General features: G+C 71.8%; 10 protein-coding genes. 4 read left to right on the top strand and 6 right to left on the bottom strand.

Going from position 1 to position 11,641, the window contains the following annotated elements; genetic code table 11:
- The first annotated feature begins 50 nt into the window (after positions 1 to 50).
- Complete coding sequence (locus E1283_RS21795; RefSeq protein ID WP_132819805.1) at positions 51 to 683, top strand: class I SAM-dependent methyltransferase; 633 nt, start codon at positions 51 to 53, stop codon at positions 681 to 683.
- Between the two features lie 52 nt (positions 684 to 735).
- Here E1283_RS21795 and E1283_RS21790 read toward each other — a convergent pair whose 3' ends face one another.
- Positions 736 to 996, bottom strand: coding sequence for a hypothetical protein (locus E1283_RS21790; RefSeq protein ID WP_207930482.1), 261 nt, complete (start codon positions 994 to 996; stop codon positions 736 to 738).
- On the opposite strand from E1283_RS21790, the gene E1283_RS21785 reads away from it, so the two are divergent.
- From E1283_RS21785 to E1283_RS21780, 3 genes are all read left to right on the top strand, one after another.
- Positions 977 to 1,291, top strand: coding sequence for a hypothetical protein (locus E1283_RS21785; protein ID WP_132819804.1), 315 nt, complete (start codon positions 977 to 979; stop codon positions 1,289 to 1,291). The genes E1283_RS21790 and E1283_RS21785 overlap by 20 nt on opposite strands.
- 178 nt (positions 1,292 to 1,469) lie before the next feature.
- Positions 1,470 to 1,595: a hypothetical protein gene (locus E1283_RS39485; protein ID WP_279571283.1), complete on the top strand. Its 126-nt coding sequence runs from the start codon at positions 1,470 to 1,472 to the stop codon at positions 1,593 to 1,595.
- A 163-nt stretch (positions 1,596 to 1,758) separates the two neighbouring features.
- Positions 1,759 to 6,045 carry a putative Ig domain-containing protein gene (locus tag E1283_RS21780; protein WP_132819803.1) on the top strand — a complete coding sequence of 1,429 codons (4,287 nt, stop codon included), beginning with the start codon at positions 1,759 to 1,761 and terminating at the stop codon, positions 6,043 to 6,045.
- 57 nt (positions 6,046 to 6,102) lie between these two features.
- Here E1283_RS21780 and E1283_RS21775 read toward each other — a convergent pair whose 3' ends face one another.
- Genes E1283_RS21775 through E1283_RS21755 form a run of 5 tightly spaced genes read right to left on the bottom strand, consistent with a single transcriptional unit; the run spans position 6,103 to position 11,053 of the window.
- Positions 6,103 to 7,104 carry a glycoside hydrolase family 43 protein gene (locus E1283_RS21775; protein ID WP_132819802.1) on the bottom strand — a complete coding sequence of 334 codons (1,002 nt, stop codon included), beginning with the start codon at positions 7,102 to 7,104 and terminating at the stop codon, positions 6,103 to 6,105.
- The gene (locus E1283_RS21770) at positions 7,097 to 8,056 is read right to left on the bottom strand and encodes a family 43 glycosylhydrolase (protein ID WP_132819801.1); all 960 of its coding nucleotides are present in this window, start codon (positions 8,054 to 8,056) and stop codon (positions 7,097 to 7,099) included. The genes E1283_RS21775 and E1283_RS21770 overlap by 8 nt, the downstream gene beginning before the upstream one ends.
- Positions 8,053 to 8,868: a carbohydrate ABC transporter permease gene (locus E1283_RS21765; protein ID WP_207930481.1), complete on the bottom strand. Its 816-nt coding sequence runs from the start codon at positions 8,866 to 8,868 to the stop codon at positions 8,053 to 8,055. Before E1283_RS21765 ends, E1283_RS21770 begins: the two co-directional genes overlap by 4 nt.
- Positions 8,865 to 9,821: a carbohydrate ABC transporter permease gene (locus tag E1283_RS21760; protein WP_132819800.1), complete on the bottom strand. Its 957-nt coding sequence runs from the start codon at positions 9,819 to 9,821 to the stop codon at positions 8,865 to 8,867. The genes E1283_RS21765 and E1283_RS21760 overlap by 4 nt, the downstream gene beginning before the upstream one ends.
- On the bottom strand, positions 9,818 to 11,053 hold the full coding sequence (locus E1283_RS21755; protein WP_132819799.1) for an ABC transporter substrate-binding protein: 1,236 nt from the start codon (positions 11,051 to 11,053) through the stop codon (positions 9,818 to 9,820). Before E1283_RS21755 ends, E1283_RS21760 begins: the two co-directional genes overlap by 4 nt.
- Positions 11,054 to 11,641 lie beyond the last annotated feature (588 nt).

Here is an 11,641-nt window from a genome sequence, read left to right as displayed (position 1 = left end):
CACCCGGCCCGCCCCCGCCGCCTGACGGCGAGGAGAGGAGAGCACCGCAGATGCACACCGACAACGACTCCGCGAGCTTCTGGGAGAAGCACTACTCCCGGCTCGACGCCCGGTGGGGCACCACCGCCAACACCGTCCTCACCGGCCTCGTCGGCGCTCTCGCGCCCACCCCCGGCACCGCGCTGGACCTGGGCTGCGGGCACGGCGGCGACGCGATCTGGCTCGCCGCCCGCGGCTGGGACGTCACCGCCGTCGACATCGCACCCACCGCCCTCGCCCGCGTCGCCGAGGCAGCACGCGGCGCCGGCGTGGGCGACCGCGTCCACCCCGCGCGCCACGACCTCGCCCGCACCTTCCCCGCCGGGGAGTTCGACCTGGTCAGCGCCACCTACTTCCACACCCCCGTCGACATCCCCCGGGCCCAGGTGCTGCGCCGCGCCGCCGAGGCGGTGGCTCCCGGCGGACTGCTCCTCGTGGTCGAGCACGCCTCCGTGGCGCCCTGGTCCTGGCAGGCGGGCGAGGATGTCCGCTTCCCCACGGCCGAGGAAGCCCTCGCCGCCCTCGACCCGGGCGAGGGGTGGCGTACCGAGCGGTGCCACTCCCCCCGGCGCACGGCCACCGGCCCCCAGGGCCGGCGCGCGACCGTCACCGACAACGTCCTCGCCCTGCGGCGCGCGCTCTGACCTCACCGCCGCGGGACCGGCACGAGAGGTGCGGGCCGTCTCGTCCGGGGCGTCAGCCGTCGTGGCCGGCTGGTCGGCTCGTGCCCGACGAGGGTCCGGCCAGGCCGTGCAGCAGCAGGGCGGTGAGGGTCTCGACGATCTCCTCGTCGGTGGCGCGCGGGCCACTTTCCCCCGCGGTGATCACCGCGAACCCGAGCATGGAGACCATCGCCCCCATGGCGGCGGCGACCAGCGAGGGGTCGCCCGGGAGTTGGCGGCCGCGCCGACGGAGCCACTCCAGGTGCTCGCGGAAGGTGCTCGTCTCCTCGGCCATGCTCGCCCACGCGCGGCCCTCGCTGGGCGGGCCGGCGAGGGTGGTCTGGTCGGCCCAGACCTCCAGCCCCGCACGGCCGGAGCTCGACCTCGGCGACGAGGAATGGCTGCGCCGTCTCGTCGGCCTCTACCGCCACGCACAGGTGCCGACCGCGATCCTCCGGGCCACCACCGAACTGCACCGCCCCACCCTGATGCACCGGCTCGACGCGGTCCCGGTCCGCCACAACGACCGCCTGGGGGCGGCCCGTCGAGGAACCGGTGCACGTCCGTCTCCGGACTCCTTCGGCAGATAACGATATCTCGACCTGCGGCCGAGGGACCGTCCCGCGCACCCGCCAACTTCCCCGTGTCAGATCAGTTGACGCCCTGACCATGCTCGCTATGGTAAGAGAACGTTTTCTGGACTGCCTCGCCCCAGCACCGACACACCCCCGACGGTTCTGAGGATGAGGCATCTCAGAGGAGGGAAGCATGAGCCGCGTCCGTGCCGGCCGAGTCGCCACCGCGGCGGCCTTCCCCTCGGTGGCGCCGCCCGCCGACCGGGGCGCGGACCGGCACGCGGGGTTACCGACGGCCCGCCGTCACGCCGAGGCGTGACGAGGCGGACGACCGCCGCGAGCCGTAGGCCGCCACGGCGTCGCCGCGTCGCCCGAGGCGACGCCGACGTCTCAGGACACCGGAGCCCATCCGTTCGAACAGCGCTATCCGACCCTCCGGCGCGGCGAAGACGTCCGTGCCGGTGACGCGAAGGGGACCTGCGATGACGCACGTCTGGAAACGCCGCGACCACAGACCGTCCCACCTGCTCGCACTGCTGGCGGCACTCCTCGCCGCGCTCGGAGTCGTCGTCCTGCCGCCGCAGGCCGGAGCCGCCGAGCGCGAGGACCTGCTCACCGAGAACGTCGTCGAGGTCCACGAGACGGTCAGCGACGCGGGGTTCGTCCACCCCGGAGTGGGCCTGTCCGCCGAGGACCTGAGGACCGCCCAGACACAGGTGCGCGCGGGGCAGGAGCCCTGGGCCTCGTACTTCGCGGCCATGGCCGACACCACCTTCGCGTCCCCGACGTACCGCGCCTCGAACTCGAGGTCGGCCGCCGAGCCCGACGTGCCGCTCGACCCGACGTTCACGCAGGTGGGACAGCGGCGCCGGGAGACCAACGACTCGTTCGGGGCCCTGACGCAGTCGCTGATGTGGGTCGTCACGGGCGACGAGACGTACCGGCGCAACGCGGTGCGGGCGCTCCGCGCGTGGGCCGGCATGGACCCCGGGTCGTACGCGTACTTCCCCGACGCGCACATCCACACGGGCCACCCGCTGTACCAGTTCCTCATGGCGGCCGAGATCATCCGGGCCACCGAGCCGCTGGCCGACGACACCCCCGGGACGTCCGACGGCTACGACGTGGTGTGGAGCGCCGAGGACGACCGGAGGTTGCTCGACAACTTCGCGAACCCCGTGGTGGAGACCTTCCTCCACTCGAACCGGAAGTGGATGAACCAGCACAACTTCGGCCTCTTCGGCCGGATCGCCACCGCGATCTACGCGGACGACGCGGACGGCTACGCCCAGGGCGTGGAGTGGTTCACCGTCAACGCGACGTACGACGGCTACGACAACGGCGCGCTCGCCCCGCAGATACCGGTCATCGGCGCGGACGACCCGGCCAACCCCTACGGCCGTGAGTTCACGCAGGTGCGGGAGATGGGCCGCGATCAGGCGCACGGCGAGTGCAACATCGACAACTTCACCGGTCTCGCGCGCATGCTGGAGGTGCAGGGCACCCGGGTCGACCCGGCGGCCGGCACCGTCTCGACCGCCGCCGACGCGGTGAGCGCCTACGACTTCCTCGACCGGCGGCTGCTCCAGGGGGCCGACGCCTTCTACGGCTTCATGATGGGCGCCCCGACCCCGTGGGTCGACGAGCGCGGCGAGGGCTGGAACGGCACGATCTCCGAGGCGTACCGGGGTCGGCTGTTCAACCCCGTCAACGAGCTGTACTACGAGTACGCCTACGAGCGCGGCGTCGACGTCGAGGCCGAGGCGCCGTGGCTGGCCGAACTGTCCGCGCGCCGGGACGGGCCGTACTTCCACGACGGGGTGAACCGGGCCAACTTCTGGGCGCCGGGCGACAAGAACCCCGAGTACTGGGTCGCGTTCCCGGCCGAACTGGCCGGCACGGAACCGGTGCCGCTGCCCGACGCCCCGGACCTGCCGTTCGACGGCCGTGCCCTGCGGCTCGACGACCGCACCGAGATCGTGACCGAGGACGACGAGACCTTCGCCCGCGCGCACGTCGACGAGCGGGGCACGGTCAGCGTCGTCAGCCGGCTCATGCACGACGGCAGGGGCAGCAACGCCGTGCTCGTCCGCACCGAGGGACCTGCCCTGCTGGAGGTACTCGACAAGGAACCCGCGTCGGGACTCAACGGGAACGAACTGGCACCGACGGTGCTGGCGACGGTGCGACTGCCCGACACGGGCGGCGAGTGGCGGTACGTGACGTATCCGGAGAGCGGCTCGTACGTCGCGTTCTACCGGCTCACCGGCCGGAGCGGGACCACCGTCGACCTGCGGGAGGTGCTCCTCCAGGCCGACACGGCACTGACCGCCCCGCGGTTCGCCGAGAGCGCGGGCACCCGGTATCTGACCGCACGGTCCGCCGGCGCGGTCGACCTCTCCGCGACGGAGCACGGCGACGGCGTCGCCTACGCGGCGACGGGACTCCCCCGCGGCGCGGAACTCGACGCCGCCACCGGCCTCCTGACGTGGGAGCCGGCACCGCGCGACACCGGGCGTCACCCCGTCCAGGTCGTCGCGGACGACGGGCGGAGCGTCGCCGCCCGGTCCGTGGAGCTCGTCGTCTCCCCGAACCGGCAGGGGACCGTCCGCGCCGCGGTGGCCGACGGGACGGACCGCGGGGCCGTGTACACGGCCGAGACCCGCGAACCGTACGAGGTCGCGCTCACCGCGGCACGCGAGGCGGCACGCCACGGCTCCGACGCGGAGTTCCGGGCCGCTCTCGACACGTTGCTGTCGAGGATCGGGGCGTTGCGGCTGCTCAACCCGACGTTGGCGGACGGCACGCTCGACTACCGCGACGGCGTCGTGACCACGACGACGCTGGACACCGTGGGGCTGAACAACCTGGCCGACGACCACAACGGAACCGGTATCGCCGATCTGCGGGTGGACTCCTTCGTCCTCGACTTCGGCACCCGGTACCGGATCGCGCCCAGCGCCTTCTCCTTCCAGGCGCGCTTCACGTTCGGCAACCGGCTGCAGGGCACGAACGTGTACGGCTCGAACGACGGCATCACATGGGACCTGCTCACCGAGCGGGAGACCGTCAACACCAACCTGTGGGAGGACATCGACGTCGTCCCGGAGCACGCGGGTGAGGAGTACCGCTACCTGAGACCGCGGGTGGACCACCCCGGGATCGAGACCGACCCCGCCTACCCGGGGTTGTGGTCGTTCGCCGGGTTCCGTGTCCACGGCGAACGCTCGGAGGTCGGGGGAACCGTCACGGACGTGTCCGTGAGTTCGCCCGACGCCCTGTCAGGACGGGTCACGGCGGGCGACCGCGTCACCGTGTCCCTCTCCAGCCCGACGCCGGTCGACGACGTCGTGGTGGAGGTCGGCGGGCAGCCGGTCGAGGCGACCAGCGAGGACGGCAGGTCCTGGAGCGGCACCGCGGAGCTCGGCGAGCTGAGCGGCGGCGGCCGCCTCGACGTCACCGTCGACCACACCACGGAAGCCGGCCGACGGGCGGCGACCATCCACGGCTCGACCGACGCCACGGCGTTGTACGGGTCGGACGAACGGAGCCTCGTCGAACTCGCCGACGCCCGGGTCGTCGACGCCTCGGGCGCCGCCGATCCGACGAAGGCGGCCCAGGCGGCGCGCATGCTCGACGGGAACGCCACCACCTTCGGCGAGGTCGGCGCCGTCGACGGCGAGCGCCACCTGGTCTGGGACTTCGGGGAGGGATCGGCCGTCGGCGTCGAACGCGTCGACCTGCTGGCCCGCCTCGACAACACCGGCATGGTCAACCTCGACAACCTGGTGTTCCAGGGCTCGAACGATCTCCGGGAGTGGACGGACCTGACGGCCTCGCCCGCCAAGGTGCTCGCCTGGCAGAACCTGGCGTCACGCGACGGCGGCGCGTACCGCTACCTGCGGGTGCGGGCCGACCGGGGCATCTCGATCGCCGAGCTGCGGGTCTTCGGTGACGTCCGGCTGGCCCTCGCGCCGGTCCTCGCGCGAGCCGACGCCGTCGACCTCTCCGACTACACCCGGGCCTCGCGGGTCCTGTTCCCGCGCGAGGTCGAGGCGGTGCGCGCCGCCGCGGCGGAGGAGGGAGCCGACGAGACGGCGCTCGCGCTGCGGCTGCTCGACGCCTGGGATCTCCTGGAGGCCGCCACGTCCTCGGCGCCGGCGGACGTCGACCCGTCCTGGGTGACGGCGAGCACCGGTACCGCGGGCGGCTCGGTCGACGCCGCGGCGAACGGCTGGCGGATGTTCGACGGCGACCCGGCGACGTACACCGACACGACCACGAGGGCCTGCACGGTCACCGTGCTCCCGACGGACGGCACCGTGTTCGAGGTCGAGTCCGTGCGCTACCACCCCCGTTCGGGGGCGGTCTCGCGGGCGACCGGGATGCCGGTCGAGGGCTCGAACGACGGCGGGGCCACGTGGACCGCCCTGGCGAACACCGGGGTTCCCGTCGCGGGCTGGAACACCGTCGTGCCGGCATCCCCGGCCCGGTACGGAGCCCTGCGGATCAGTGGCGGCAACGGCTACTGCAACGTCGCCGAACTCCGGTTCGTCGTGCGGACGGTCGACGGTTCGGCCCTCGACCTGTACCTGACCGAGAGCGCCGACCTGACCGAGGCGGACTGGACCGCCGCGTCCTGGGAGACGCTCGTCACCGCCCGGGTCGCGGCCCGGGCGGTGGCGGACGACCGGGGCGCGGACCAGGATCGGGTCGACGCGGCGACCGACGCCCTGGCCGGGGCCGTCACCGCCCTCGTCGCCGCCTGACACGGGTCGCGGCTCCGACCGGGGTGCCGGTCGGAGCCGCGACGGGAGGGCGACCGCTCAGCCGGGAAAGGCCGAACGCAGGACCTGCCACTGATCGCCCGTCAGCGGCAGGACGGCTCCGTGCTTGGTGTTCGGGGGCATGTGGAACGCGTCGGGCGGGATGGGCTCCCAGTGCCCGCTGTCGAGGTCCGTCGTCGTCAGCCCGACGTAGCCCTGGGGCCGCCGCGCGAACTGGTCGACGAACAGGTACCAGAGCTCTCGGTGGTTGTCCTTGAAGACCAGCGGACCCTCGACGTGCGCGTACAGGGTGTCGGCGATGCGGGTGGCGGTGGTTCTGAACCGGTCGGAGAAGAAGTCGGGACCGGACTGCTGGAAGAGCCGGATCGAGTCGGGTCCGAACGAGTTCTCCTTGGAGAACCGGTGGACGGTGCCGCCGTCGACGTGGACGGTCGTGTCGATGACGTCGGTGCCCAGGTCGATGAGGACCGACGCCGGGCCGACACCGCGGAAGTCGGGCGTGCGCGCGACCAGCACCCGGCTGTAGCCGTCGCCCTCGTGCCGCGGGTCGTCCTCGGCGAAGAGCCGGGAGGACCAGTAGACGAGGAAGTCGCCCCGCTCCGGGTCGTAGGTCGCCTCGGGTGCCCAGGCCATCCCCGCGTTCGGCGGGGCGACCTCCAGCAGCCACGGTTCGGACCAGCGGACGAGGTCGCGCGAGCGCCACACCACGATGGAGCGGCTGCCGGTACGGGTCCACGCCTCCCAGCCTCGCCGGTCACCGCCGTAGATCCGCAGGTCCGTGGCCATGAGGAAGTACGCGTCGGCGCCCCGCACCAGGTGGGCGTCCCGGACCCCCCTGGTGCCGAGTCGCGAGGTCAGCACCGGTTGGCCCCCGTTGAGCCGGGTCCAGGACCGTGGGTCGTCGCCGTCGCTGAGCGAGAAGTGGATCCGCTCGCCGTCGCCTTCGGGGGCCTCGACGTGGTGGACCAGCAGGTATCCGTACCGGGTCTCGCTCGTGGCGGCTTCCGCCGCCCGGAGCCGGCCACGGGCGGGCTCACCCACGACGTGCCCGGCGCAGGTCGAGGCGGGTCGGGCCGTCCCGGTCGCAGACGAGGCGGCCGTCGACCACGCGCAGGGTGGCGACCTGCAGGTCCGTGTGCCGCCCGGCCGGCTCGGGGCGGTGGGTGAAGTAGAAGATCCAGCCGACCTCCTCGGCCGCGCCGTCGTCCTCGGACCCGACGACGACGTCGGCGTGCTGCCCGTTGGCGCCGTCGAAGGGGCGACGGCCGGGGGTGTCGAGGATGAGCCCCTGGCGCTCCCAGCCGGACAGGTCGGTCGAGCGGTGGACGCCCAGGCCGCGCCACTCGTCGGTGACCATCCAGTACCAGCCGCCGAGTGCGAAGACGTTCGGTCCCTCGTGCGGCGGGTCCCCGACGACGCGGCGGGCGGCGCTCCAGGCCGTCAGGTCGGGGGAGTCCGCGGCCCAGGTGGTGGATCCGTCGGCCTCGTCCTTGAACCACATCCGGTAACCGCCGTCGGGCAGCGGGTGGACGCAGGCGTCGATGACGCGGTCGGACGACAGCGGCACCGCGCCGAGGTCGTGCCAGACCTCCAGGTCGTCCGAGACCAGGTGCCGGATGGTGCGGGGATGTCCCGCCCAGGTCGACGGCACGCCCCGGATGTGGCTGAGGAACATGTGGTAGCGCCCCTCGGCGTGGACGACCTCGGGCGCCCACAGCGTGTTGCGGCCGGGATGGGGGTCGAGTCCGGCGACCGCGCCGCGATAGGTCCAGGTCAGGCCGCCGTCGGTCGACCCGGCCACGCCGATGTCGGTGCCGTGCACCCAGCGGACACCGGGGCCGTCGTCGTACGCCCGCCGCTGGGTGTAGAACATCCGCCAGGAGCCGTCCGGTGCCTCGACCACGGTCGGGTCGGCGGGCGCGTCGTACAGCGGGTCGGTGTAGAGCGGGGCGCCCGGCTGCCGGGGTCCGCCGGTGGTCGTGTTGTCGCTCATCCCTTGACTCCCCCGGCGAGCAGTCCGCTGACGATGTGGCGTTGGGTGACCAGGAAGAAGACCACCATCGGGGCGAGGACGACGACGGACAGCGTCATGAACGCCGGCCAGTCGGTGGTGAACTCCCCCACGGCGTTGTAGACCTGTAGCACGATGGTGCGGTTCTCGGGCGAGGACAGCACGACGTTGGGCAGGATGAAGTCGTTCCACACCCACATCGTCTGGAAGATGCCGACGGTGACCAGGATCGGTCTGATCAGCGGCAGCACGATCCGCCAGAAGATCTGGAAGACGCCGGCGCCGTCGATCCGGGCGGCCTCGATGATCTCGAACGGCAGCGTGCGGATGTAGCCCTGGATCAGGAAGAAACAGAAGATCGAGCCGCCCGCGTACAGGAAGACGAGCCCGTTGAGGGTGTCCACGAGTTCCGTGTCCACGAGCGTCCGGTACAGCGGGATCAGGGTGGCCTGCCCGGGCACCACGAACGCCAGCAACAACAGCACTCCGAAGACCCGGTTGAACAGCGTCGCGCGGAGGATCATGCCGTAGGCCGCGGTGGCGCCGACGAACAGCTGGACGGCTATCGCCCCGGCGGTGACGTAGAGGGTGTTGCCGAAGCTCTGCGCCAGCGGGACCTGGTCGAACACCGCCAGGTAGTTGTCCAGGTGGAGGGAGGTGGGTGGGGCGAGCGGGGAGCTCACCATCTCTTCCTGGGTCTTGAAGGTGTTGACGACGATGTAGTAGAGCGGCATCCCGACCAGACAGGCAAGGCCGATGACGAAGACGCTCAGCAGCGGGCGACGGCGACTCACGACACCCTCCTCTCGATCCGCCGGGAGACGAGCAACTGGCTGAAGGAGAGCGCCGCGACGGCGAGCGTGAACAGCACGGCCAGTGCCGACGCCATGCCGTACCGGCCCTGGCCGACGCCGTTGACGATGATCGACTGGGTGATCGTCTGCGTCGCGAAGCCGGGTCCCCCGTTGGTCAGCGTGTAGGGCAGGTCGAACACCTTCAGCCCGTTGGTCATGAGCAGGAACTGGCTGATCACCATGGCCGGCGTCAGCAGCGGCAGCGTGATGTGGCGGAACCGCTGCCAGGCGTCGGCGCCGTCGATGGTGGCGACCTCGTAGTACGAGGCCGGGATGGACTGCAGGTAGGCCAGGTACAGCACGGCGTGCCAGCCCGCGCCGCCCCAGACCCCGACCAGGACCACCGACAGCTTGGCCAGGGTGGCGTCCGACAGCCAGGGCACCGGCCCGAGACCGAGCGTCCCGTCGAGCACCGAGTTGAGCACCCCGGAACCCAGCGGGGACAGGATGTACCCCCACACCAGGCCCAGCACCGCCATGCTGGGGATCGCCGGGAAGAAGAACAGCGAGCGGGCGAGGTTCCGCCCGAGGAACCGTTGGTTGAGGGCCACCGCGAGGGGAATGGCGATGGCGGTGGTCAGCAGCGTCGTCCCGACCGCGAACAGCAACGTGAACGACAGTCCCGCCGTCATGGACGGATCGGAGAGGATCGTCCGGTAGTTCTCCAGGCCCACGAACGTGACGTCGTCGGAGTACCCGGTGAAGTCGGTCAGGCTCCAGTAGAACGTCTGCCCGAGTGGAATGACGAACAGCACGACGAAGACCGCGGCCACCGGGACCAGGAACAGTTGGTGCGCGCCGGCCTCGCGCCAGCCGCCCGACGAGTCCCTTCGCCGCCGGGCCACCGGTGCGCCGGACGGGGGGCGCGGCCGGGAGAGGGTGGCGGCGCTCATGAGGCCGCGAGCTTCCGGTCCAGCGCCTGGGCGACCTCGCGCGGCGATATCTCCCCCTGCACCATGCGCTGGATCTGGGCGACGGCCTCGATGTTGAGCACGTCCTCGGCGCGCTGCCAGGAGATCTGCGGCAGGTAGAGGTTGCCGGCGCGGACGTCGTCGACGATCGGGTCGAGGGCCTCGTCCAACGGCGGGTCGAAGTCGCTGGTGACCGTGATGGAGCCCTCGGCCTCCTGCAGCACCGCGATGCCCTCGGGGGACGCGAGGAACGACAGGAACGTCCTCGCGGCCTCGATGTTCTCCGAGTCGGGGTTGATCGCGTAGCCGGGACTCGCCGCCCCCGACAGGTAGGGCTCGCCGCCCGCCACTCCCGGGACCGGAGCCATCCGGAAGTTCAGGTCCGGCGCGGAGTCGCGCAGCGGGGGCACCGTCCACGGCCCGGCCGTGATCATCGCCACCCGGCCGTTGGCGAACTCCGACTGCACCTGGTCGGCGGTGATGCCGACGGTGTCCCTGGTCACCAGGCCCTCGTCGTAGAGGCGGTAGTACTGCTCGAGCAGCGGGGTCCAGTGCTCCTCGAACGTCGAGGTGCCGGCGAATATCTCGTCGTCCATCGTGTTTCCGTTGGCCGCGTCGTAGGCCCCGAGGAACGCCGCGAGCACCCCGGGCATCGCGTCCACCGGCTCCAGGTACGGCGTGATGCCGGCGTCCTGGAGCGTGGCGCACAGGTCGAGGAACTCCTCCCAGGTCTCCGGTGGCGCCTCGGCCCCGACGTCGGCGAGCAGGTCCTCGTTGTAGAGGATGCCCCCGCCCCAGGAGGACAGCGAGAGCCCGTGGACCGCGCCGTCGGCGCCGTAGGTCCGCTGGTTGAACTCCGGCACGTTGGCCAGGAACTCCTCGCCGGCCAGGTCCAGCACGTGCCCGCCCTCGATGAGGTTGGTCTTGTTCTCCGCCGCGATGAGGAACACGTCAGGGGCGGTGCCGGAGAGCACCCTGGTCTGGAGGGACTGGATGTACTCCGCGACCGGGGGCGAGTAGGACGCCTCGACGTCGATGTCCGGGTGGGCCTCCTCGAACGCCTCGATGACCGGCGTCATGACCTGTTCCCCGTTCCAGGACAGCAGCGACAGCGTCGTGCCGCCGCCCCCACCGCCACCGGTCCCGCAGGCGGACGTGGCCAGCCCGGTGGCCACGGCGAGTACGGCGGCCATGTTTCTCACGTGCCTCGACATCGGGAACACTCCTTGCTCGCGGTTCGTGGCGGGATGACGGTCGACGCGCCTCTTCGGCGCGCGGCTCGTCGGCGAAAGGCTCGGCGACGCCCCGACAGGCGTGATCGACGGGCGGCCGGCCGCCCACGCCCGCGTCGCGCTCCTCAGCCCCGCTGTTTATCGATACAAATCTGGGTGCGCAGAAACTACCTCAGCACCGGACAAAGTCAAGAGGTGCCGCACGGATACCGACCCGCTCCCGGGCGGGGAGTCGGAGCAGGATCGTGCCGTGACGCCCCGTCCGTAAGCAATCGGCGCACGTGTCTTGACGCCCCCGACGCGACGGTGGGAACTTTTGTATCGCTACTAGAAATCGATTGCTACGCCGAGGTCGCCGCCCGGCCGCACCGCCGCACCGGCACCACCGCGGACCACTGCGGATCACCCTGGCCCGATCCACCCCGCCGCCCGGCGTCGAACGCCGACGCCTTCGGCACCACGTCGTCGGGCCGTCCGGGCGTCACCCCTACCTGAGCGGGACGCCACCCGCTCGAACCGGAGACGCACATCCCATGAGCCGCGACGACCCCCCACACGTCCCACACACCC

It is taken from the genome of Streptomyces hainanensis (assembly GCF_004348415.1).
Taxonomy (GTDB): domain Bacteria; phylum Actinomycetota; class Actinomycetes; order Streptomycetales; family Streptomycetaceae; genus Streptomyces; species Streptomyces hainanensis.
This window is presented reverse-complemented; position numbering and strand designations above follow the sequence as displayed.